The organism is Polynucleobacter sp. Nonnen-W13, from assembly GCF_018881735.1.
GTDB lineage: Bacteria > Pseudomonadota > Gammaproteobacteria > Burkholderiales > Burkholderiaceae > Polynucleobacter.
This window is the reverse complement of sequence record NZ_JACVPU010000001.1, coordinates 330,651-353,093: the sequence shown is the minus strand read 5'-3', so window position 1 is coordinate 353,093 and position 22,443 is coordinate 330,651. Positions and strand designations below refer to the sequence as shown.

23 protein-coding genes are annotated in these 22,443 nt (G+C 42.0%); 13 read left to right on the top strand and 10 right to left on the bottom strand.

Features of this window, described 5'->3' with window-relative positions; all coding sequences use genetic code 11:
* Positions 1 to 47 precede the first annotated feature (47 nt).
* The 3 genes from ICN27_RS01890 to pcaD all read right to left on the bottom strand — a co-directional run bounded on the left by ICN27_RS01890 (position 48) and on the right by pcaD (position 3,259).
* Positions 48 to 2,168, bottom strand: a complete 2,121-nt coding sequence (locus ICN27_RS01890; protein ID WP_216268768.1) for a TonB-dependent receptor — start codon at positions 2,166 to 2,168, stop codon at positions 48 to 50.
* A 64-nt stretch (positions 2,169 to 2,232) separates the two neighbouring features.
* Entirely contained in the window at positions 2,233 to 2,418 is a 186-nt protein-coding gene (locus tag ICN27_RS01885) for a hypothetical protein (protein WP_216268767.1), read from the bottom strand.
* Positions 2,419 to 2,443: 25 nt separating this feature from the next.
* Positions 2,444 to 3,259, bottom strand: a complete 816-nt coding sequence (pcaD, locus tag ICN27_RS01880) for a 3-oxoadipate enol-lactonase (RefSeq protein ID WP_216268766.1) — start codon at positions 3,257 to 3,259, stop codon at positions 2,444 to 2,446.
* Positions 3,260 to 3,373: 114 nt separating this feature from the next.
* Between pcaD and ICN27_RS01875 the strand changes: the two genes are divergently transcribed.
* From ICN27_RS01875 to ICN27_RS01860, 4 genes are read left to right on the top strand one after another with little or no spacing between them, the layout of a single operon-like run.
* A complete protein-coding gene (locus tag ICN27_RS01875) occupies positions 3,374 to 4,384 on the top strand; it encodes a tripartite tricarboxylate transporter substrate binding protein (protein ID WP_216268765.1) in 1,011 nt (336 codons plus the stop codon).
* Positions 4,385 to 4,399: 15 nt separating this feature from the next.
* A complete protein-coding gene (locus tag ICN27_RS01870; protein ID WP_216268764.1) occupies positions 4,400 to 5,308 on the top strand; it encodes an amidohydrolase family protein in 909 nt (302 codons plus the stop codon).
* 27 nt (positions 5,309 to 5,335) lie between these two features.
* Positions 5,336 to 5,563: a hypothetical protein gene (locus tag ICN27_RS01865; RefSeq protein WP_216268763.1), complete on the top strand. Its 228-nt coding sequence runs from the start codon at positions 5,336 to 5,338 to the stop codon at positions 5,561 to 5,563.
* Between the two features lie 27 nt (positions 5,564 to 5,590).
* Complete coding sequence (locus ICN27_RS01860) at positions 5,591 to 5,962, top strand: hypothetical protein (RefSeq protein ID WP_216268762.1); 372 nt, start codon at positions 5,591 to 5,593, stop codon at positions 5,960 to 5,962.
* Between the two features lie 4 nt (positions 5,963 to 5,966).
* Here ICN27_RS01860 and ICN27_RS01855 read toward each other — a convergent pair whose 3' ends face one another.
* From ICN27_RS01855 to ICN27_RS01845, 3 genes are all read right to left on the bottom strand, one after another.
* Positions 5,967 to 6,785 carry a nucleotidyl transferase AbiEii/AbiGii toxin family protein gene (locus tag ICN27_RS01855; protein WP_216268761.1) on the bottom strand — a complete coding sequence of 273 codons (819 nt, stop codon included), beginning with the start codon at positions 6,783 to 6,785 and terminating at the stop codon, positions 5,967 to 5,969.
* Positions 6,778 to 7,254, bottom strand: a complete 477-nt coding sequence (locus tag ICN27_RS01850) for a helix-turn-helix domain-containing protein (protein ID WP_216268760.1) — start codon at positions 7,252 to 7,254, stop codon at positions 6,778 to 6,780. Before ICN27_RS01850 ends, ICN27_RS01855 begins: the two co-directional genes overlap by 8 nt.
* A 62-nt stretch (positions 7,255 to 7,316) precedes the next feature.
* Positions 7,317 to 7,634: a hypothetical protein gene (locus ICN27_RS01845; protein ID WP_216268759.1), complete on the bottom strand. Its 318-nt coding sequence runs from the start codon at positions 7,632 to 7,634 to the stop codon at positions 7,317 to 7,319.
* Between the two features lie 296 nt (positions 7,635 to 7,930).
* Between ICN27_RS01845 and ICN27_RS01840 the strand changes: the two genes are divergently transcribed.
* Entirely contained in the window at positions 7,931 to 8,428 is a 498-nt protein-coding gene (locus tag ICN27_RS01840) for a (2Fe-2S)-binding protein (protein ID WP_216268758.1), read from the top strand.
* 10 nt (positions 8,429 to 8,438) lie between these two features.
* Positions 8,439 to 10,667: a xanthine dehydrogenase family protein molybdopterin-binding subunit gene (locus tag ICN27_RS01835; protein ID WP_216268757.1), complete on the top strand. Its 2,229-nt coding sequence runs from the start codon at positions 8,439 to 8,441 to the stop codon at positions 10,665 to 10,667.
* 123 nt (positions 10,668 to 10,790) lie between these two features.
* On the opposite strand, the gene ICN27_RS01830 is transcribed toward ICN27_RS01835, so the two are convergent.
* Both ICN27_RS01830 and ICN27_RS01825 read right to left on the bottom strand, forming a co-directional pair.
* Positions 10,791 to 12,062 (bottom strand): serine hydrolase, encoded by a 1,272-nt coding sequence (locus tag ICN27_RS01830; protein WP_216268756.1) that lies wholly within the window; start codon positions 12,060 to 12,062, stop codon positions 10,791 to 10,793.
* A gap of 161 nt (positions 12,063 to 12,223) precedes the next feature.
* Positions 12,224 to 13,276, bottom strand: a complete 1,053-nt coding sequence (locus tag ICN27_RS01825; RefSeq protein WP_216268755.1) for a glycosyltransferase — start codon at positions 13,274 to 13,276, stop codon at positions 12,224 to 12,226.
* A gap of 268 nt (positions 13,277 to 13,544) precedes the next feature.
* On the opposite strand from ICN27_RS01825, the gene ICN27_RS01820 reads away from it, so the two are divergent.
* The 3 genes from ICN27_RS01820 to cobA are packed head-to-tail and all read left to right on the top strand — an operon-like array spanning position 13,545 to position 16,758.
* The gene (locus ICN27_RS01820; RefSeq protein WP_216268754.1) at positions 13,545 to 15,287 is read left to right on the top strand and encodes a nitrite/sulfite reductase; all 1,743 of its coding nucleotides are present in this window, start codon (positions 13,545 to 13,547) and stop codon (positions 15,285 to 15,287) included.
* A gap of 13 nt (positions 15,288 to 15,300) precedes the next feature.
* Positions 15,301 to 15,858: a DUF934 domain-containing protein gene (locus ICN27_RS01815; protein WP_216268753.1), complete on the top strand. Its 558-nt coding sequence runs from the start codon at positions 15,301 to 15,303 to the stop codon at positions 15,856 to 15,858.
* Between the two features lie 21 nt (positions 15,859 to 15,879).
* Complete coding sequence (cobA, locus tag ICN27_RS01810; RefSeq protein ID WP_216268752.1) at positions 15,880 to 16,758, top strand: uroporphyrinogen-III C-methyltransferase; 879 nt, start codon at positions 15,880 to 15,882, stop codon at positions 16,756 to 16,758.
* On the opposite strand, the gene ICN27_RS01805 is transcribed toward cobA, so the two are convergent.
* Complete coding sequence (locus ICN27_RS01805) at positions 16,681 to 17,049, bottom strand: sirohydrochlorin chelatase (protein WP_216268751.1); 369 nt, start codon at positions 17,047 to 17,049, stop codon at positions 16,681 to 16,683. The genes cobA and ICN27_RS01805 overlap by 78 nt on opposite strands.
* A 113-nt stretch (positions 17,050 to 17,162) precedes the next feature.
* Here ICN27_RS01805 and ICN27_RS01800 point away from each other — a divergent pair, with 113 nt between their 5' ends.
* The 3 genes from ICN27_RS01800 (at position 17,163) to ICN27_RS01790 (ending at position 20,201) form a co-directional block, all read left to right on the top strand.
* Complete coding sequence (locus ICN27_RS01800) at positions 17,163 to 18,191, top strand: calcium:proton antiporter (RefSeq protein WP_216268750.1); 1,029 nt, start codon at positions 17,163 to 17,165, stop codon at positions 18,189 to 18,191.
* 160 nt (positions 18,192 to 18,351) lie between these two features.
* Positions 18,352 to 19,116: a hypothetical protein gene (locus tag ICN27_RS01795; protein WP_216268749.1), complete on the top strand. Its 765-nt coding sequence runs from the start codon at positions 18,352 to 18,354 to the stop codon at positions 19,114 to 19,116.
* The gene (locus ICN27_RS01790; RefSeq protein ID WP_216268748.1) at positions 19,113 to 20,201 is read left to right on the top strand and encodes a glycosyltransferase family 4 protein; all 1,089 of its coding nucleotides are present in this window, start codon (positions 19,113 to 19,115) and stop codon (positions 20,199 to 20,201) included. The genes ICN27_RS01795 and ICN27_RS01790 overlap by 4 nt, the downstream gene beginning before the upstream one ends.
* A gap of 1 nt (position 20,202) precedes the next feature.
* Here ICN27_RS01790 and ICN27_RS01785 read toward each other — a convergent pair whose 3' ends face one another.
* Entirely contained in the window at positions 20,203 to 21,162 is a 960-nt protein-coding gene (locus ICN27_RS01785; RefSeq protein WP_216268747.1) for an NAD(P)-dependent oxidoreductase, read from the bottom strand.
* Between ICN27_RS01785 and ICN27_RS01780 the strand changes: the two genes are divergently transcribed.
* Positions 21,121 to 22,443: a hypothetical protein gene (locus tag ICN27_RS01780; RefSeq protein ID WP_216268746.1), complete on the top strand. Its 1,323-nt coding sequence runs from the start codon at positions 21,121 to 21,123 to the stop codon at positions 22,441 to 22,443. The genes ICN27_RS01785 and ICN27_RS01780 overlap by 42 nt on opposite strands.

Here is a 22,443-nt window from a genome sequence, read left to right as displayed (position 1 = left end):
CCGCAGAACCACCCCACTTTATTAGGGTTATGCCCTACATCAGACCCTTAAAAGTTGATACGCGCACCAACTGATATAGCCTGTGGCATACCCGCTTGATAAGCAGATGCCTGACTGGCAATATTAAAGGTCACGTATTGACGGTTAAATAAATTGACTACTGAGGCAAAGATGGAGGCTTGTTGCGTGAGTTGGTAGTTAGCTTTTAAACCAACAACTGCATAAGCGGGCACTGGCAAAGTGCCGGTAGACATCCAAGAATTACCAACATAACGCACTGTAGTAGTTAAGCTTGCCTGAGGAATTGGGTAGTAAGTAATTCCGGCATTCGCGATATTTTTAGGAACGCCACCTACCTGTGTATTAATAGGATCTGTAGTGGCACTCCAGGTCAGAATTGTGCTTGTGTAGCTGTAGCCCCCATCCAATGCCCATTGCGCATTGAGATCATGATGGTATTGCAGCTCAATTCCACGACTAAGCAAGTTTTGCTGATTAGTGTAGTAACTCACATTGGTATAGCCAGGCGTCAAGCTAGTTGAAGAGCAGCCCGACAGACCTGATGTTCCACACAGACTGTTCGCGAACGCCCAATTTGCGGTGGTAATTTTGTAGCTCGTAATGGCATTTTGAATGTAATTGTTAAATGCTGTTAACTGAGCAAATCCACTTTTCCAGCGGTAGTCCGTTCCAAGCTCGTAACCTGTCATCGTCTCAGGAGTTAAATTCGGGTTTGCTAAAGAGTAGCCACTAATAGAATTCCCATAACTACGCAAGGTGTTATTCATACTGGGCGCATGAAAAGCCTGATAGGCTGCACTTCGCAAATCCCAGTTTTTATTTGCCTTATAGAGCAAACCCAATGAAGGGCTTAATTGGGTTTTGCTTTGATTGGGAATTGCCTGATATTGGGGATTAGAACCACCTGCACCAGCGTTGTATGAGCTTGGGGTCTGGCTATTCCATTGATCAATACGCGCACCTATAGTAGCTTCAAGAGGAATGCTGCTAGCGCTCGATTTAATCTGGCCTAAAAGGCCATAAAAATTTTGCTGCCCTTGTGCATAACTTACAGAACTCACAGCGCCAGCTGTAGATAAACTATTTGTTTGATTTGATGCAGAAATATTTCTCGCATCAACACCAATAATATATTGATCAATTCCTGCAACCTTTAAATCATGAGTGTACTGAGCTGAGGCACCCACAGTAGAATAAGGATCCGTATAGTTTGCGTTAACGTATGGCCTAAATGGTGCAGCACTTAAATTATTCGCAGTCTGCTTATAAAAGTTCGTTGCCTGGTAATACACGTTGACCTGAGTCTTTTTGTTCGCATCCAATTGCGTTGTTGAACCCGCTGCAATATCCGCCATTTGAATTAAATTAGGCGCTATTGCATAGTTATTACTTAAATCGGACATCGTGCTGTAGCCCATGCGCAAAAAGGCATTGGTATCTTGTGTTGGCTTGAAATAATTCTGCAAACGCACATTCGAATTCTTGACTGAATCCGTACCCATCCCATTTTTAAAATTGCTTGGTGACCCTGGAGAAATTGTGGCGTAGTTTTGAAAACCCTCACTCGAAAAATAATCTGCTGAGAACCGCATCTGCATTGCATCTGAAACAATGAGGTCCTTAGAGGCAGCAATATTGCCAGTACCAAAGGACCCGTAACTAGCAGATACATCCTGGGAACTGTTCTTGGGTGTCTTAGTATTGATATTGATAACGCCACCCATGCCGTAATTACCCCACAGGCTAGATACACCGCCACGAATAAATTCAACAGACTCAATCGAGGACATGGGAACTAAATTCCACTGCACCGTTCCATAAAAAGCATCGTTTGCAGGCAGCCCATCGATCAATACCAATGTGCGCCCATAACCCAAACCGCGCACATTAATACTCTGCCCTGTAGGATCCTTTTGATAGTAAGGCACATCATTCAGAAATACACCCGGCACATTTTTAAGTGCCTGATCGATGGTTTGATCTGGGGAACTCTCCAATACCTCTTTGGTCAAAATCGTCGTGTTCAGTGGCATCCGATCCAAGGGCGTATCAGAGCGAGTGGCATTGACCACCACATCACTTAACTTTTGATCGTAATTGGGTGGGGGAGCAATTTGCGCCAGAGCTAATGGCGTAATAAAAGCCAAGACCAGTGCGCTTTGGCACAGCCCTACTCTCAAAGCAATATCTCCTTACCCATCAAGCTATGTACTACTTCGACTTTGACTTAGTCTTACCCATCAAAGAGGCAAGCATAGGATTGCTACTAGCAAGCTCTTTTTTGGTTTTAGCAATGCCCTCTGCCGCACCCGGCTTTGGCGTCTTAGCGGCATTTTTCATGCGCTGCGCAGTTGCCAGGGCGAGGTTTTTATAGAGATCCGTTTTTTTCATTGGCATAGCGCTTTAATGTTTAAATACATTCCTACAAAGTATTGTCCACTGTATCAATAAAGTCACGGACAGTGCGATTAAATTCCTCGGGCTGCTCGATGTTAGAAAGATGCGCTGCATCTTCCAATATGACTAACTTTGAGCCATCAATCATACGATTGAGCACAATTGCTTGATCTACCGTACAGGCTGGATCCTGACGCCCTGTCAGAATCAACGTTGGGGCCTTGATTTTTAAGAGCATGGTAGTTTGCGCCATATCCCTAACCGCACTTGCACACCCTAGGTAACCCTCAACCCCGGTACCCAATATCATCTCCCGCACTTTGGCAATATCTTGAGGTGCGCGCGCAATAAATGGGCCAGTAAACCAACGCTTAATAGTGCCATCCACTAAACCGGCAATACCTTCTTTGCGCGCAAGCTCAAAACGCTCTTCCCACAAACTACGAGGGGGCATTTCACTTGCTGTGTCACAGAGGGATAGAGAATAAACACGCTCAGGAAAACGGGCACCTAGCTGCTGACCAATCATGCCGCCCATTGAGAGTCCAATGAAATGCACTTTATCAATCTTCAGGGCATCCATTAATGCTACTGCGTCATCTGCCAATTGAGTGATGCTGTAGGGCGCTGGCGTTGTCTCAGAATCGCCATGCCCACGCTTATCAAAACGGAGTACTCGATAACGATCGCTTAATGCAGGCACATTCCAATCCCACATACTGCAATCTGACATCAGGCTATTCGCCATCATCACCACATGGCCGTCACTAGGACCATCAAAACGATAGGCAATATCGACCCCGTTGACCTTGATGATCTGTTTTTCTAGTTTTTGGCTCATTTGTCTCTACTTTCTAGCTGGTTCAGCAATTTTTATATATCCCATCTTGATCATGGAGATCTTGAAAGGAGCATGGTAGATTATCCAATGAAACTATAAAAATACTTAGGAGACATGATGCAAAAGATATTGCAATCCCCTCGCTCACTGAAGCGCAACTTGATGTTGAGCTTATTCATTGGCCTAGGGCTTAACCTCAACCTGATTGCTACGGCCGCCAACGCGCAAAGCTACCCCAATCGCACGGTAAAGATGATTGTGCCCCTGACCGCTGGTTCTGGTGCTGACATTGCCGGTCGCATTGTTGCTAAAAGCCTTTCTGAGACTTGGAAACAATCCGTCATTATTGAAAATCGCCCTGGCGCTGGTGGCTTAATCGGCACTGGTGCAGTTGTGAGTGCTGAACCAGATGGCTACACTCTTTTAGTGCAATCAGCGTCATACGCGGCCAATCCAGCCATTTATAAAAAGCTGCCTTACGACCCACTGAAAAGCCTAATGGATGTCGACATCCTTGGGCAAACACCTTATGTCTTAATTACCTCCGCAGATAGTCCTTATCAATCCGTTCGTGATTTAGTTATTGCGGCCAAGTCAAAGCCTGGCGAGATTACTTTTGCATCTGCAGGTGTTGGTAGCTCAACTCACCTTGCCGCTGAATACTTTAATCAAATGATGGGCATCAAGCTCATACACGTTCCTTACAAAGGCTCTCCAGAAGCTATTCAAGATACGATGGCTGGACGCACCGCTTTTTATATGGCACCACTCGATACCGCCATCGGACAACTCAAAGGTGGCAAAGTGAGAGCGCTTGGTGTAACTAGTAAAGTGCGTAATGCTGCCGTACCTGATATTCCGAGCATTGCTGAGTTGGGTTATGCCAACTTTGAAATTGGTCTTTGGTTTGGTGTGTGGGCACCCGCTGGTACACCAGCAGCAATTGTGAAAAAGATTAATCAAGATATCAATTTGGCAATGCAATCTCCCGAAGTGAAAACCGCTTATGAAGCCAAAGGTATTAAAGCAACTCCCATGAGCCCACAAGAGTTCGGTAAGTTTGTGCGTGAAGAAATGGCGAAGTATCAGAAGATTGCTAAAGATGCCAACATCGAACCTCAGTAATTTATCCACAGTAAATTGAACTCAACTCACGCTGCACCACTCTGCCAAGCCCCAGATTCAGAAATTCGATCTCCAAAGATTCAATTTCCCCCTGGGGCGGTAGATTGTCATGCCCATGTATGCGGGCCAGCTCTGGCGTTTCCTTATGCTGATGAGCGCATCTACACTCCGCCCGATGCTACCCTGACCCAATACGAATCTTTATTGAATATGCTGGGTGTTGATCGCGCTGTCTTAGTTCAGCCCAGCGTATACGGCACTGATAATCGAGCCATGCTCGCGGCAATCACTAGCAAGCCCAACAAATTTCGTGGGGTTGCAGTCATTGATCCCAAAATCTCCGATGCAGAATTAGAGGTTATGCATCATGCTGGTGTTCGTGGCATTCGTTGCAATGTCGTAGATGTTGCCGATAAATCAAAGGGTTTACCGATTGACGAATTAACTGCCATCGCCAAACGTATTAAACCTTTTGGCTGGCACCTAGAGCTACTCGCCCACGTCAATGAATACCCCGATCTCGCCAAAACATTTGCAAACTTTCCAGTGGACTTGGTATTTGGACACTTTGGCTATTCCCACGCAAGACATGGTGTGAATGACCCCGGCTTTCAAGGCTTACTAGAACTACTACGTGCGCAAAAGGCTTGGGTCAAAATGACTGGTCCCTACCGTATTTGTGATGGGGACTTTCCCTATACAGATATGCGAGTATTCAATGATGAGGTCATTGAGGCCAACAGCAAGCGATTAATCTGGGGTAGTGATTGGCCCCACGTGATGGTCAAAAAGCAAATGCCGCATGATGCCGATCTTTGTGATCTATTTGGGTCTTGGGTAAGGGATCCAAGCCTGAGAAAAGGAATTCTCTCGGACAATCCCTGTATGCTATATGACTATCCAGCCTTCATCGGCACCCAATAGACATCAGCAAGAAAGAATACAAACCCCATGGATAACACGCTTACTATTATTCTCGGCATTGTTGCCATGCTACTTCCGCTGGTGGTAGGTCGCTTGGTATGGAAACGCTTTGATCAATACTTTGGTCGCAATGATGAGGCTTATATGGATACCCTTGAATACTTTCTCAAGAAACTCGGCCTCACGATCTTGGTTGCTTTTATTCTTTTGTGGATTGGTATCAGCCTTGTGTTTAGCGGTAGTGCTAATCCCTAAATAACTCACCAACAAAGACTACCTGCTGTGAATGATCAATTCAAAACTCTTTTCTATAAAGCGAAACTGAACTTTGCGGTACTTGCCAGCATTTTGATGTTGGCAGTCTTAGGAAAGATGACCAACCCTGAGCTCACCAATCAAATTTTTCAGACTGCAGATCAATTAGTATCAGATCTGATTTTGTTATTTGTGGCCATTACGCTTGGCGCTTTTATTCCTAACTTCAAACTCGTAGTCTTCGGAGCTATTGCGGCCTTTATTGCGGCTGCAGTAGCCATTCAGACCGGCAACTTTACTTACCTCACCCTAGATTACTTATTTGCTGTGTTGATTGTGGTTCTAGGCTTCGCTTCGATTGCTAATCTGTATCGGCATTACAGAGAGGTTCAGTTTTAAGCCTTTACTTGCCTTTAAGGTGATCTAAGACATGATTGATTTCAGGCAAGTCCTTGTCAAGGAATTCATTAACTTTATCATCTGATATCAGCTCAATATGAGCTAACCCGACCCCAACCTGCTTGTCAGCTCGTAACTTCAAATCTTCTAGGTTTTGCCAAAGAAGTGCTTTGGGTGTGAAGATTTTCATTACAGCCATGCACCTCTCTAGCAAACCCTCTTTGGTCAATAAGCGATCTATTGATTTATGTAAGCTGGCAAGAATACTATCGCCATAAGCTTCTCGTGATTTTTCAACTGCTTGATGTAATTCTTTTTTGGATATTCTCATCATCGCTAAATCAATGGCATCCCGACTGAACACGCTGTCATCGCTCCATCGATCTACATTTGCTAAAAGCTTGCTCGCAATTAAATCTAAGCGCGATAAGGTAGCAATACCGTGTATTTGATCTTTACTCTTAGGCTTCTCAAATACAATTCGCCCCTCTGAAATAATTTCGAACTTGATATGAGCATCACCCGCTCGAATTATCGTTCGAATCCCATATTGATCGGCACGAATCTCACGAGCTAAGACTAGCTCCCTTCCACTTAATGTGATAGGTGCAATTCCATTTGACCCAGTAAGCAATTCACGTAGAGATCTATATTTATGTATGTCTGAAACTAAGAAATCAATATCAACTGATTCTCGATATTCACCATTCATCAGAGCAATTGCAGTACCTCCACCAAAATAGCATTCATGGTCCCTCAGGATTTGAGAATCCAGTCTTTGAAGCACCTCAGAAATTTTTTGATGATGCTCACGTTTAAACAAATAGATTCTCCATATTTCTTTCTAGAATTAGCCTTTGCATTAAAGCTCGCTCATGAGTATTCAATTTTTCAATTTCTAAAAAACGTTTATTGCGCTCGTAGATACCCCGTACCTCCTCATCAGTAAGTAGTGCATCAACATCTAATTGCCATGCCAGGGTAGTTAACTGAGGGTAGTCGCCAACACGAATATGCGGACCCTCAAGCGTCAATGGCTTTGTTGACTGTCGATTGTGAGTCGCCCGTCCTTCATCTGCCGTCAAGATTCCCAGATGGAGCCCAAGCGCCTGGCACACCTGCAAATACGCCCCCAAGCTAACTGAGGTCTCACCTTTTTCAATGCGGTGCAAAGTCACCCGTGAAATACCAGCAGACTTGGCTGCGGACTGAGCGCGTACTCCCAATGACTTCCTTTGGGAGGCAATTTTGGCACCCAAATCAAGCTGCTGGGTTAAGAATAAATTGTTCATAATGTTTCTCATTATATACAAATTATCTATTTTGTAAACTTTAAGAAACATTAAATAAATCATCACCACCAACTGTAACTAGCATCATGCCGATGGTACGCATCAAAAACTGGGTCAAATTCCGGATCCTCGAGCCACTTTCTCATTTGCCGGTCATTCCGGGTACGTAGTCGATGGTCAAATGCCTTGCGATATGAGCGTGGCGCAGTACTGCCAATCGTTATAGTACTGTCAGAGTGATAGCGTGCAATCGCTTTTTGTCCTAAAGCTGATCTTGAATCATGACGTGGATATTGCACTCCTGGGATACGAGATCTCCAGTCAATTAAGACCCAATCGTAATCATGTTGCTGATTTTTTCTTCTCAATGTACGTGACATAACAAACTCCTTTTTGATAGTTACGTCATGTCGTTCTCCTTTTAATGAAAGTCATACAAAATGTTGATAGTTAAATTTTAGTTGCCCACAAAAACCATGAAATAGAAAAGGTTGGTAGCGACCCAGCAATCCCGAAGATGGCCATTGTCATAAAAAGTAAATATTAATTAGGGTATTTACTCATCAATACTAAAAAGATGATGCTGCCAAAGGGTTTATTGCGCCTTATCTAATTACAGATATGCCAAATCCTCCACAATCATTTAAAGTGATTCAAAACAGTAGAGGAGATCCTTATGCAGCTATCAGTTAATGGCAAGATTCACAATATAGATGTCGAGCCAAGCATGCCCTTGCTATGGGCCATTCGTGAAGTAGTTGGCCTTACCGGAACGAAGTATGGATGTGGTGTGGCTCAGTGTGGCGCTTGTACGGTTTATCTCAATGGTGAACCCGTGCGCTCTTGCTCATTACCAGTCTCTGCAGTAGGTACAGCCAAAATTACAACAATTGAGGCGCTTTCTAAAAACAATACGCATCCCGTGCAGCAAGCCTGGATTGCTCTTGATGTTCCTCAGTGCGGTTATTGCCAATCTGGACAGGTAATGGCTGCTGCTGCTCTATTAAAGAGAATTCCAAAACCTACTGATGCTGACATAGATAGTGCCATGGGCAACCTCTGTCGCTGTGGCACCTATCAAAAGATTCGTGACGGAATTCATGTTGCCTCTGGTCAGAAGAAATTGGCAGAAGTACTGGCTCAATACGACGCATCTCCTTCAACACGCGGCTAAGGGAATCGATATGACACTCAATACACTAGACACTCCATTAGTTAATAGCTCACGTCGCGACTTCATCATTAAAGGCACTCTAGTTGGTGGAGGTTTAATGCTGGGCGTAGGCGCTCTACCCGAGGCATTTGCTCAAGCTGGCGCTACTTATGACCCCAATACCCCAACCCGATTTGGCGATGCAGAGGTCAATGCATGGGTCAGCATTAAACCGGATGACACGGTGTTCATTCGGGTGGCTCGCTCCGAGATGGGGCAAGGCACTCGCACTGGCTTAGCTCAACTGGTCACAGAGGAGCTAGAGTGCAATTGGAGAAAAGTAAAAACTCAATCTGCAACCCCTGGGCAGAGTTTGGCTCGTAAACGCGTATGGGGAGAGCATGGCACTGGCGGCAGTCGTGGTATTCGGATATCGGAAGATTATGTGCGCCGAGGCGCAGCAGCAGCACGCATCATGCTCGTACAAGCTGCCGCCAATCAGTGGAACGTTCCTGTTAGCGAATTAAAAGTAGATAAAGGTGTCATTACCCATCTTCCGACAGGTCGCAAGACTACCTACGGCAAAGTTGCCGAGCTAGCATCTACCCTCACTCCACCTGATCCTAAATCAATTACTCTAAAAGATCCAAGAACTTGGAAGGTTGCTGGCCAGCCTTATGCCCGATTGGATACGGCTGATAAAGTCAACGGTAGCAAGGTTTATGGTATCGACCTGCAATTACCTGGAATGCTTTGCGCATCAGTCAAGTCATGCCCTGTATTTGGGGGCAAGTTAGTAAGTTATGACGAAGCCAAGATCAGCAATCTGCGCGGAGTAAAAGGCATCGTCAAAATTGATGACAGCACTCTAGCGGTAGTAGCAGATACCTGGTGGCACGCTAATACCGCACTAAATGCCCTACCGATTGTTTGGGATGAAGGCAAGGCAGCCAACACCTCACAAGATGGCATCAATAAAACATTACGAGATGGCTTGGATGAACAAGGTGATTTCTGGCAACGTAAGATTGGCGATGCTCCTGAAGTCATTCAGTCTTCCGCTAAAAAAGTAGAGGCGATTTATTTCACACCATATAGAGCTCACGTCACGATGGAGCCCATGAATGCGACAGTAAAGATTTCTGGTGATCGCGCGGAGGCATGGGTGCCTACACAAAACGGCGAAGGATCTCATGCAGCCCTGTCTGAGGCAACCGGTTTACCACTTGCCAATTGCGAAGTCTACAAACTAGATTCAGGATGTGGCTTAGGTCGGCGTGGATCAACCCAAGACTTTACGACTTACGCAGCAAAAGTAGCGCAGAAGTTTCCTGGAGTTCCAGTGAAGGTGATTTGGAGTCGTGAAGAAGATATGACGCAGGATTTTTACCATCCGATTGCGATGGCAAAAATGACGGCAGGTTTGGATTCGACTGGTAACGTCACCGGCATGCATATTAAGGTTTCAGGCCCGTCTATTAATGCGAGAGCTGCACCCCATAATATTAAAAATGGTAAAGATGAGCGTCAGTTGCAAGGTTTTTACGAGAAGGGACCAGATGCGCAATTAGGCTATACCTTCCCAAGCCTACTCACTGAGTATGTGATGAAAAATACGCACATACCAGTCGGTCCCTGGCGCGGCGTGAATACCAATCAAAATGGTATTTTTATGGAATGCTTTATGGATGAATGCGCCAAGGCTGCAGGCAAAGATCCAGTGCAATTTAGACGCGCATTAATGCAGAACCATCCTAAGCATTTGGGTGTTTTAAATGCAGTGGCCAAAAAAGCCGAGTGGGATAAATCTCTGCCAGCGGGAACCTATCGTGGCGTGGCGCAATTTATGGGGTATGCCAGCTATTCTGCTTGCGTGGCTGAAGTCACCGTCCAAAACAATGTGGTTAAGGTCAATCGTTTGGTGTTTGCATTGGATGCCGGTCACATTGTGAATCCGTATTTAGCTCGTGAGCAAATTGAAGGGTCCGTAGCAATGGCACTTGGAGCGATCTTTCTTCCAGAAATTACGGTTGAAAAAGGTCGCATCAAACAACAGAACTTGGATACCTATCCACTGCTGAAATTGAGCTCCACACCTAGAATCGAAACTGTACTAGTTCCAACCTATGACTTTTGGGGTGGCGTTGGCGAACCTACCATTTGCGTTGTAGGCCCGGCTGTAGCAAATGCAATTTCTGCAGCAATCGGCAGACCGGTGCGCAACTTCCCGCTATCCAAGGAGAATCTGAGCCTAGCTTAATAAGTGGCTTATCCCAAAATATTGCAGTAATACAAACTAAGCAAATCAAAAGCCCCTCAGTTAGACATAATATTTAACTGAGGGGCTTTTTTTTATTGGTGATCAGCCATCACTAGTATTAACTTACTTCTCAAGCGCCCCATAAATTAATGCATTGAGCTTTTCACGATGCACCTTACGGATCTCGCCTGGAGCAACACCCATCATGACAACGACCATTTGCTCTTTTGGATCAACAAAAAAGATGGTGCCGTAAGCGCCATTCCAAGAGTAGTCGCCAACGTTACCGTTGTTAGCTGATAGTCCTCGCTCTGTTCTCACGGCCACCCCTAAACCAAAGCCATAACCAACCCGAGCAGGCTCAGTACCGCTCACATTATTTTTAATATCTTTATTTAAATGATTGGCCGTCATGAATGCTACAGTTTGCGGTCCCAAGACACGCTTACCATCAATGCTGCCACCATTGAGCAACATTTGACCAAAGCGCAAATAATCGCCTGCTGTTGAGTAAGCGCATGAACCGCCGCAATCAAACTTCACTGGCTTGGTATGAATGTCGACCTTTTGCGGCTTTCCTGTTAAGGGATCTAATGGCAATGGTTGAGCTAAACGCGGACGATCTTTTTCAGCTAACTGAAAGGATGTATTTGGCATACCTACTTTGCTCCACACTCGCTCTTGCAAAACACCGCCAAGAGACTTACCTGCAATTTTCTCTTCAATGATGCCCAGCACATCAAGTCCAAAGCCATAATCCCAAACAGTGCCGGGTTCATATAACAATGGTGCAGCAGCCAACTTATCAATAAATTCTTCAGTCGAGAGATTGATTGCAGCGGGAGCGGAGCCTGCAGGGTAGAACTGGTGAATTGGGGTTGCACCACGACCACCATATGTAAGGCCATTGGTGTGGCGCATCAAATCTTGTATGGTGATGGGATTTTTTGCAGGACTTGTAGTGAGCCTACCATCTGCATCCACCTGGCCGACTTTCATATTTTTGAATTGGGGCAACCAATCTGAAATAGGTGCATTCAGAGGCAGCTTTCCTTCTTCATAAAAAGTTAAGGCGCCTACTGTTGCCATTACCTTAGTCATCGATGCCAAATTAAAAATGGCATCTGTAGTCATGGGTTTTTGGGCATCTTTATCGAGATAGCCATAGGGCTTAAAAATACTCAACTTGCCATTCTTGGAAACTGCCAATACAGCGCCCGGCATCTGATTGCTAGCAATCTGGCCTGCAAAGAAAGTATCAATACGCTTGAGACCCTCCTGCGTAAAGCCTTGGCCTGATGCGGGTGGTAATGGGGATTTGCTAGATTGCGCACCAACAAAAGATGGGGTAGCCAGCAATCCAATGACAGCGCTGGCTATGATTAGGTTTTTCATTTGTTCTCCAATATATTTTTTATAACTGCTAGCGCCAATATACCGCTCTTTTGCTCACTATTAAACTTAAAGGTTTGTAAAGAGGATATTTTTAATTGAATTTCCTCTGCAAACTAGATACAGGTTTGCCATTCTTAACAGCTTAATAAACCGCATAAAATTTATTTATTGAAGCCATGAGAATATTCGTTTGAGATTTTTTGACAAAGAACCTGATAGGTGAGGCCCTGCATAACCTTTTCTCTTCCAGCCCCTTTGATTTGAGCAGCCTCTATCTGGCCCTTAAGCACAGCCTTAATCAGCCCTGGAACCTCATCTGAGTCCTTATATACAAGCAAATCTTCGCGGTCCTTAAAATGTCTAAATAGGTCTTTTGGCGCATCAGTTAAGAGCAAGGCGCCGCTTGCCAGTACATCAAATGCTCTTGTATCAAGACCTGTCGTTGCTTTATTCAATCGCTGAGCAGCTAATACGACCTTAGATCTACTAATAACTTCATTTAGCTGGGCGCTAACAATCTCCCTGCCCCAAAGAATGCTTTTTAATTCCTTATGTGAAAACAGGGTGCATTTTTTTATCCAGTCACTTCCAAACAGCGCAATATTGCTAGTTGCCTGATAAGCTGCAAATAAAACTTCTTCACGCCAAGGGCTCCAAGAACCGTAGAAAAGAACATCAATATCTTTTGTCATCTCAGGAATTGGATAAAAATCTGATGATGAAGCTACGTGAGATTGGTATTCCGAGCGAATATGGAGATTATTTAACATCTCCACAATTTCACTATCGTATGAGAGGTAGAGATCAAAGAGTCTTGCATACCGAATCAGTGTTTCTATATTAGGATTGGGCTCTACCCACCATCCAATTTTGGGAATATGGGTTTTCTTAAGAACGGTTTCCCCAAATTTATGGCCGTGTATACATAAAATTAAATCAGGTTTGAATTGCTGAATGCGATCCGCAAATTCATACTCTCTGTACTTCTCAAAAGAGAATTGCGACCACTCAAATAGATCAGCATCTTTAGATATGAGTCCAAGACTCTTTGCTAATTTGTTAATCTTTTTAAAAACGTATCTGTGTAACCAATGCCCTGAATTGTTAGTGGCATAAATATCCACCTCTATGCCAAGCGCTTTAAACTCTTTTTCCAAATAATCTAGGATTAAGAAATTATCAACAAAGGTAATCAGAATTTTTTTTAATTGCATTTTTTAATTAATCTAGACATACAGACACGTCATTTCTTTTACCAAGCTCATCTCATGAAGTTTTTGAGTGCTAACCCCAAAAAAGGAGTTCTTTTAGGGGTCAACCGAGCTTAGTTGAGCCTCTTTTGGGACCAAGGGGCATATTGCATTGTGTCATGCTAGCCCATATTCAGCGCCCTAATGTCGATATCAATATACGAAAAACGATATATCAATTCAACATTAAAGTATTTGTAGTTATATCGTTAGCCCTAGACAATGAAAGGCTATGTATAAATATGACCAAATTGACCAAACCCTTGTAGATCAACGAGTTACCCAATTTCGAGACCAAGTAGAGAGGCACCTCAACGGCACCCTAGCTGAAGAAGAGTTTCGCCCCTTGCGCTTGCAAAACGGCCTGTATCACCAACGCCATGCTTATATGCTGCGTGTCGCCATTCCCTATGGTTTATTGAGTGCTAAACAACTACGCATCCTCGCCTTCATTGCCGATAAGTATGACCGCGGATATGGTCACTTTACGACCCGCCAAAATATTCAATTTAACTGGGTAGAGCTAGAGCAAACTCCTAACATCTTGGCAGAGCTAGCCAAAGTCGAGATGCATGCCATTCAGACTTCAGGTAACTGTATTCGCAACATTACTAGCGATGCATTTGCTGGTGTTGCCGCCGATGAATATATCGACCCAAGACCTATCTGTGAATTACTCCGTCAGTGGTCAACTCTGCATCCCGAGTTTGCACACTTGCCGCGTAAGTTCAAGTTTGCTATTAACGGCGCCAAAGAAGATCGCACTGTCTTGCTCTGTCATGATGTAGGTATTGAGCTCCAGAAAAATCCCAACATTAACAATGGTGAGTTGACAGCAAACATCTACGCTGGTGGTGGTATGGGTCGCACACCGATTCTGGGTTCCTTGATTAAAAAAGATGTGCCATGGCAAGTACTGCCAAGTTACTTAACTGCACTGCTGCGCGTATATAACCGCTTTGGCAGAAGAGACAACCTCTATAAAGCTCGTATCAAGATCCTAGTAAAAGCCTTAGGCCCAGAAGAATTCGCACGCCAAGTAGAAGGTGAATGGGTTCAGCTGCATAACGATACCAAGCAGAGTAAAGATAACTTTACGCAAGCTGAGTGGGAGCGCGTCGCTAAGCACTTTACCAAGCCAAGCTACAAAACTCTTCCAGCATTAAGCGATGAGCAATTGCTGTCTCATGCTGAATCTAAACTAGATGCTAATGAGAAGATTGCATTTACTCGCTGGTTGGAACGCAACGTAAAGCCACACCAAGTGCCTGGCTATGCTTGCGTTATTCTGTCGCTAAAACCCCATGGTACTGCTGCTCCTGGTGATGCGACTAGCGCTCAGATGAACGCCATTGCGGATTTAGCAGGTCACTATAGCTTTGGCGAACTGCGTGTAACCCATGAGCAAAACTTAGTCCTAGCTGATATTGAACAAGCAGAGTTATTAAATCTTTGGCGCGCTGCTAAAAACTATAATTTAGTGCTGCCTAATATTGGCTTGCTCACAGATATCATTGCCTGCCCTGGTGGCGACTTCTGCTCACTAGCCAATGCCAAATCATTGCCGATTGCAAAAGCCATTCAAGAGCGTTTTGATGATTTGGATTACCTACATGACTTAGGTGATATCACTTTAAATATCTCAGGCTGCATTAACTCTTGCGGCCACCATCACGTCGGCAATATTGGCGTACTAGGCGTGGATAAAGATGGTGAAGAGTGGTATCAAATTACCTTAGGTGGCGAGCAAGGTAATGATGCCTCTATTGGCAAGGTGATTGGGCCTTCTTTCTACGCTAATGAGATTCCGGATGTGATGACGAGCCTCATCAATACCTACGTAGAGCAACGTACAGGTGATGAACCCTTTATCGATACTTACCGCCGTCTAGGTGTAACACCTTTCAAAGAGGCCGCATATAAGAACGCATTAAATAAAAATGATGCTAAGCACTCCAAAGGGGCGACAGCCTAATCCTGGAAAAACTATGAACAAGCAAATTATTTCTTTTCCAAAAGATGGCAAGCCCACCCTCATCGCCAATGAATGGCAGGTCTGGGATGGCGAGCGCGATGAAGGTGGAATCCCTGATTTAGAGCATGGCTTTCATAAAGTCTTGGTACCGTTTCATTGGTGGCGCATACACAACCCCGCCCATCATCAGAATGCGGACGTAATAGACAAAGCCAGCAAGGGTGAGATTGGTGTTTGGTTTGCTGCGGATGACGACATCCTCAAGCATGCTGACATCATTGAGGCTGGTAAGCCCCTATGGCCAGTGGTTGGCGCGCACTTCCCTATTTTTAGAGATGGGAGAAGCTTTAGCACTGCAGCCCTCCTGAGAGATCGCTTTGAATGGCAAGGTGAGGTTCGTGCAATTGGTGACGTCTTGATTGACCAACTCTTGCAAGGTGCACGGGTAGGCTTTGATGCTTTTGAGCTGCGTCCCGATCAAAATCCCGATATCGCTCTCAAGCAGTTTGATCTCTTCTCAGTAGTCACACAAAACAGTTGGCGTGATCAACGCACCACCATTGTGGCTTAATCGGTCAATAGATAAAACATCATGACATCTACTACCCTCGGTAAAGTGTATTTAGTCGGCGCAGGTCCTGGCGCCGCTGACCTCATTACCGTGCGCGGCGCTAATCTTCTGGCAAAGGCAGATATTGTTTTTCATGATGCTTTAGTGGATCCAGCAATGCTAGAGCTCTGCCCACAAGCCATTAATGAGCCTGTTGGTAAGCGTTGCGGCAAGCTTTCTTCAGCACAACTGTTTATCAATAAAAGATTAATCGATGCGGCGCAGAAACATCAAATCATTGTTCGCCTAAAAGGTGGCGACCCTATGATGTTTGGTCGTGCTGATGAAGAGATTCAAGCTCTTAAAGAGCACCAGATTGAAGTGGAAGTTGTGCCTGGTATCACAGCAGCATTAGCAGGTGCAGCAGCTATTCAGCAATCACTGACTCTGCGAGGTGTCAGCAGAAGTGTGGCTTTTGTTACTTTGGCACAAGGCACTGAAAATCTTTCTAATGATGAAGATCAGCAACAGCCAATTCAAAACCCACAAGCCGATACCTTGGTGTATTACATGGGGCGCAAAGATGCCAGTAATATTGCCAAACTGTTAATCGATGGCAAACAGAATCATTCAGCAAAAACCCCTGTACACATCCTAGAGGCAGTGAGCACCAAGAATGAACGTCACTGGTCTAGCACTTTAGGTGAGTTAGCCCAAGGCAAAGCAAATGATTGGTTTGATAGCGCTTCACCTGCGCTGATTATGGTTGGCGAAACTTTGAGAGAAAAGCAGCAAACAAGTCATGAAGTTAACAAAGAGGAAACTAACAAACAAGCAGAAAGCTTAAAGAGCTCTAGCGCTGAAATCCACAATAGCTTGCAAGACGGCCTCATCCTCACCGACAGCAGGCGTAGCGCTTAAAACCACCCCGGGAAATTTTTCCTGACAAGCTGAAAGCAATACCGGGAAGTCATTCCGCAAATGACCGCCTTGGCCAAAAAAGACTGGCACCACAACCACCTCCGTTGCTCCAGTAGCACCTAAAGATGTAATAGCCTCTTCAAGACTAGGCTGCATTAGCTCTAAGAAGGCTAACTCCACCAAAGTATCGGCATGCTGGGCTTTCCACAAGGAGGCTAAGCGGTCAAAGGGCTCACGCCAGCGGGCATCACGGGCGCCATGGCCAAATAGAATCAGAGCTTTCATATGCATCTTTATAGAGGTTGGGGCAATTAAATCACTTTAAAATGGGCTAATTGCTTCTGCTTATCCAGAATCACCCTATATTAACGAGCAATTCACTTTTTTACTAAAAGATCTTACTCATGCACTCTTTAGTCACTCTACTAAGCCAAACCTGGTTCATTGCTCTTATGGGTGTTGTCCTGATTGGGGCGGTAATGTCCGCAGTGCATCATGCGGAAGTGATTGCCCATAAAACGGGTGAGCCTTATGGAACTCTAGTACTCTCGATTAGCATCACAATTATTGAGGTTTCTCTCATCATCGCCATGATGTTTGCTGGGCATGAGGGCTCTGAATTTATCGCCCGTGATGCCGTTTTTGCCACGGTCATGATTGTTGTCAATGGCGTTATTGGACTCTGTATCTTTATGGGTGGCTTTAAACATCATGAGATGTCTTTTCGTAATGAGGGCACCAATTCCGCCCTAGCGGTTCTGACTGCTTTAGCGACCTTTATTCTAGTGATGCCGATGGTGACAGTCAGCACTCCAGGACCAGACTTTACCAAGAGCCAACTTGCCTTTGCAGGCATCGCTTCTTTTGCTCTATATGGCGCTTTTATCTTTTTCCAAACAGTTAGTCATCGTGATTACTACCTCCCTAAAGCCGAGGATAAGAAAACCGATAGTGATATCCATGCGGATGAACCGAGTAATCTCAAAGTTACTGTGAGTATTTTTCTACTTTTACTCTCACTCATCGTTGTCGTTGGCCTCGCTGAAGCATTAAGCCCAGCAATTGAGGCGGGGGTGAAATCAGCAGGTGCACCGAAGACTGTAGTGGGTATCGCCATTGCCCTGCTGGTACTGATGCCTGAAGGCTATGCCGCAGTCAGAGCAGCTAGAGCCAATCGATTGCAAGGTAGTTTGAACTTAGCCCTAGGCTCAGCCCTAGCGAGTATTGGTCTCACCATCCCGACGGTGGCAGCGATTGCCATCTTTTTTAACCTACCGCTCAGCCTAGGAATTAGCACGCTCAATATTACCCTGATGTACCTGAGCTTCTTTATTGGGGCAATTACTTTGGCAATTGGCAAAACAACATTGCTACAAGGTGTAGTACACCTCATTATTTTCTTTGAATTTTTGTTTTTGAGCTTGGTCCCATAATAAATACAAATTAAAAACTAGAAAACCAATCATTCACAGAGAAATTATAAAAACTAATTAATGCTTAAAAAAATAGAGTATCAATAAGATCCAGGGGAGTTACAATGAAAATTGATAAACGGATTATTTTTCCAGCTTGGAAACAAAAAATCGTTAAGTTATGAAAATTAAAGTTACCAGATTTCTTTTAAAAATAATGATATGGGCAATTGCAGGATCATTTGCAGGTTTTTTATATGCTCAATTTTTTCCAAAAAAATACACAACTACAATTAAAATTAGCATAGGGAAAATTAGAGGTATTCCAATTTATGACGGAAAAATATTGACCGAAGATTTACTTAGAAGAGATACAACTAAAAATGCAATTAAGGAAATTTTCAAAGATTTATCAAAAGAAAATAACTCATTAATTATAGACAATGCTTTAAATTCAATAATATTGGATCCAAATGGATACAACTTTAGTTTCAAAGTAAAATCCACTGTGGAGAGTGAGTCTGATTATTTTGCAGAAAATATTTCAAAATCAATAATAAAATTCCTCAATAGCGAGCAATACAAAATATTTGAAGAATCAAAAAAATTGATACAAATAAATAAAGAGCTGCTAGATAATTCAATGTTGAGATATGAATCAACTAAGAAGCTGAATAAAAATAACTCCATTAAATGGAGTCAGAGGCTTAGTGAGCTTGATAATGAAAAACTAAATTATAAGCAAAAAATAATGTTGGAAGAGGCCAAATTAACTGCTTATGATACGGCCATGTTCGATAAAATTAAAAAAACAAAAACTGATAAAAAAGAAGTTACAAGTTACAAGATGAGTTTAATGGCAATATTTAGCCTACTTTTTACTTTTATTCCGATTATTAAATCATTGAGGATGAGTAGTATCAATCAAAGCAAAGGTTTAAAATGATATATGCCTTAAGTTTTTTAATTTCGTTTACAACATGCTACTTTATTATAAAATTTCAGTATCTACACCAGCATATTTCAGGTGACTTCGAGTTTTCTGGCCCCCAAAAAATCCACAAAGAAATAATTCCAAGAATTGGTGGTCTAGCAATCATGATGGGCATATATTTATCCTATGCTGCTAACAAATTATTTAAATTACAGGATTTAGACATCCCTCAAATAATAGTTTTATGTGCATTACCAACGTTTAGCATAGGCCTTTTAGAAGATATAAGCAAAAAAGTATCTATACGAATAAGGTTAATATTTACAATCATTTCAGCTCTATTAATAATTTTTTTATATTGTGGAACGATCCAACGAATTAATATCCCTGTAATAAATGAACTACTTGCAATTCAATTCCTATCTGTATTATTTACGGTCTTCGCTATTGTTGGCCTAACAAACTCATACAATATAATAGATGGATTAAACGGATTGGCAAGTATGGTGGGAATGTTATCCCTATCAGCCATACTTTATATAAGCGTAAGGGAGTCCGATCCACAAATAACTGGCATGACCAGCTTAATAATATTTTCAATATTTGGATTTATAGTATGGAACTATCCTAAAGGACTATTGTTTCTTGGTGATAGTGGATCCTATCTAATAGGATTTTTAGTATCAATTCTATCCATAGCTTTAACAACAAGAAACACAAATGTTTCCCCATGGTTTGCACTATTACTTAATGGATATCCGATTGTTGAAACTATTTTTTCAATTTACAGAAGAAGAATATTGCGCGGAATTAGCCCAGGATCTCCTGACGGGCTTCATTTCCACACGCTTATATTTAAAAGAGTTGTCAGAAAATATAATGCAGACATAATAGAAGATGTAAGCATAAGAAATGCAAAATCGACCCCATATTTATGGGCGCTAACAAGTATATGCATTATCCCCACAATATTATTCTATCAGTCAGATATTATCATGATCTCATTTTTACTAATATTTATAATTTTGTATATCTGGCTTTATAGAAGAATGGTGTTATTCAAAGTGCCAAAGTGGATATTTTTTTTCAGGCAGTAAATTAAGATCTTGGATGAAACTCGTGATCTATTGTCCTTTCTATAGCCTGATGAATATCAAATGGCGGTAGAAATCCAGTGCCATTGACTGACGAGTTAAAGGTTGAATTAGCACAGAATTTTTTAATTCGAACTGATGATATTGTGAATTTCTTTTTGAGAATGAAGGAGGCAATATCAAATAAATATCCAATTATCAAAGCAAGAAAATACGGCAAATAAAAATTAATAGGTTTATTAAAACCAAGAGTCTTTCTAACTGTAAAAATCAAATCTTTTATACATAAATCGGGCTTATCAATATAATTATATATATGTATGCCAGGCAAGAAATCTAATGAATAATCAAGAAAAGCAGCCAAATTACCAACATATGCCATTGATTTAAAGTTAGAACCCTTGCCGATCATAATAAATTTATTGCCAGCAATAAATGAGAAAAGGTTGTATACATTACCCCTGTTGCCTTCACCAAATACAACAGTTGGCCTAATTATTACTAAACTTCTCCTCCCGGGATCCTCTTCTTGCCATTGAATATATACTTTCTCGGCCAACAATTTGCTCTTACCATAATCGTTAAATGGATTTAAAAAAGAGGACTCACTGGCCTCTTTAGTACCGAGACCGTATACAGCAACTGAACTTGTAAAAATAATTCTATTAATATTGTTTCGAGATGCAAAATTACAAACATTAATAGCGCCGTCCACATTCACAGTGTAGTAAGATGATGTGGGCGTGACATCATCGCGATGTTCTGCTGCCAAGTTAATTATAGAAGTAACGTTTTCAGCCTGATCTTTATTAAATAGTTCTTTTGTCACATCAGCATGAACATAACTGTGGGAAAAATTTTGTGAAAAGACTTTATCTAATATTTTAAATTCTTTAGAATTTTTAAATAAAATACTGCAAAGATGAGTACCAATAAAACCACTACCGCCAATAACATAAATCATAAAATGAGCCTAGAAATAAAAAAACCTCACAATCATAGCATGTATCGCTATTTGATTTTATCTCTACTTACTGTATTTCTAATGCTTCTAGATACATCAAATTTAAAATTTAGTTATGGCGATGGAAATGGTAAATACCAAGATAAGATAGACTCATTTTCAGAGCAAATTGTTAGGAATTCAGTAAAGAGAAATATATTAGAGCCAGACAAGAGAAATTTATTCGCATATCTATCCAGCGGATACTGGAAAGTTACGCCAGAAGATAAAAGCTATCCAGACTATGATTACAAATACCGCGATGAAAGTTCTGCGGTTATTGAACATAATATGATGTTGCAGACTATACCATTTACTATCATTGCAGAAATACTAGAACTAAAGAATGAGAGAAGCCTAGATGAATTATTTCATTACTTTAGATTAATTAATCTAATCTGTTTCTCCGCCCTAATTTGCTATATATTTTATGGGTATTGCATTTCAAACAATATAAAACCAAATATATTAATTCCATTGATAATTGGAACGAATGTAGGTTTCATATACTACGCCCAAAACTTGTATTTCATATCTTCAATTGTATTGATATGCCCTGCTTATGCAATGTACTCCTTGATAAATAGAAAAATCTCATATAGGATTATCTTTTGGCTATCCTGCCTATACTTCTTAAGGGGATATGAATTTGCAACAGTATATACATTACTAACTTGCTTAATACCTTTTTTAATAAATGATACAAACGGAAATAAAAATATAATAATAAGTATAAAAATATTTGCGACAATAATATTAGCATTTTTTGCAATTGTAATTACTCATATCTTCTTAGTCTATTACTTTCATCCGGTACATTTTTCATCGTTAAGACAAAGTGCAGAACAAGCTTTTGGGAGTCTTAAGTTGCGGACAATGTCAACAGAGCATGTTGCAAGTCCATTTAGCAAAGGATTCTATAATCATATGCTTGGGATTTTTCAAAGCACAGCATTTTCATTTTATAAACTAAGAATACAAAAATGGGTAATAATGCTTGCATTGATATTCTTTTACTTAACAAATAAAAATAATAATAAATTTAAAATAATTACTGTATATGGCTTCGCAGCCTATTCATCATGGTATATTTTAGCGTACCAACACATAATTGGTCACGGAGTAATGTATGATTGGTATATATATTCATTAACAATTGCATTATCTTTTAGTTTTATCATTATCAGCATTACAGATAAATATTTACAAGTGTTAAATAATATTTTTAAAATAAAAAAATAA

Coding starts and splice junctions, on each gene's coding strand:
- ICN27_RS01885 (WP_216268767.1), bottom strand. CDS start 2,418: ATGCCAATGAAAAAAACGGATCTCTATAAAAACCTCGCCCTGGCAACT.
- pcaD (WP_216268766.1), bottom strand. CDS start 3,259: ATGAGCCAAAAACTAGAAAAACAGATCATCAAGGTCAACGGGGTCGAT.
- ICN27_RS01875 (WP_216268765.1), top strand. CDS start 3,374: ATGATGCAAAAGATATTGCAATCCCCTCGCTCACTGAAGCGCAACTTG.
- ICN27_RS01865 (WP_216268763.1), top strand. CDS start 5,336: ATGGATAACACGCTTACTATTATTCTCGGCATTGTTGCCATGCTACTT.
- ICN27_RS01850 (WP_216268760.1), bottom strand. CDS start 7,254: ATGAACAATTTATTCTTAACCCAGCAGCTTGATTTGGGTGCCAAAATT.
- ICN27_RS01845 (WP_216268759.1), bottom strand. CDS start 7,634: ATGTCACGTACATTGAGAAGAAAAAATCAGCAACATGATTACGATTGG.
- ICN27_RS01840 (WP_216268758.1), top strand. CDS start 7,931: ATGCAGCTATCAGTTAATGGCAAGATTCACAATATAGATGTCGAGCCA.
- ICN27_RS01835 (WP_216268757.1), top strand. CDS start 8,439: ATGACACTCAATACACTAGACACTCCATTAGTTAATAGCTCACGTCGC.
- ICN27_RS01830 (WP_216268756.1), bottom strand. CDS start 12,062: ATGAAAAACCTAATCATAGCCAGCGCTGTCATTGGATTGCTGGCTACC.
- ICN27_RS01825 (WP_216268755.1), bottom strand. CDS start 13,276: ATGCAATTAAAAAAAATTCTGATTACCTTTGTTGATAATTTCTTAATC.
- ICN27_RS01820 (WP_216268754.1), top strand. CDS start 13,545: ATGTATAAATATGACCAAATTGACCAAACCCTTGTAGATCAACGAGTT.
- ICN27_RS01815 (WP_216268753.1), top strand. CDS start 15,301: ATGAACAAGCAAATTATTTCTTTTCCAAAAGATGGCAAGCCCACCCTC.
- cobA (WP_216268752.1), top strand. CDS start 15,880: ATGACATCTACTACCCTCGGTAAAGTGTATTTAGTCGGCGCAGGTCCT.
- ICN27_RS01805 (WP_216268751.1), bottom strand. CDS start 17,049: ATGCATATGAAAGCTCTGATTCTATTTGGCCATGGCGCCCGTGATGCC.
- ICN27_RS01800 (WP_216268750.1), top strand. CDS start 17,163: ATGCACTCTTTAGTCACTCTACTAAGCCAAACCTGGTTCATTGCTCTT.
- ICN27_RS01795 (WP_216268749.1), top strand. CDS start 18,352: ATGAAAATTAAAGTTACCAGATTTCTTTTAAAAATAATGATATGGGCA.
- ICN27_RS01790 (WP_216268748.1), top strand. CDS start 19,113: ATGATATATGCCTTAAGTTTTTTAATTTCGTTTACAACATGCTACTTT.
- ICN27_RS01780 (WP_216268746.1), top strand. CDS start 21,121: ATGAGTACCAATAAAACCACTACCGCCAATAACATAAATCATAAAATG.
- ICN27_RS01785 (WP_216268747.1), bottom strand. CDS start 21,162: ATGATTTATGTTATTGGCGGTAGTGGTTTTATTGGTACTCATCTTTGC.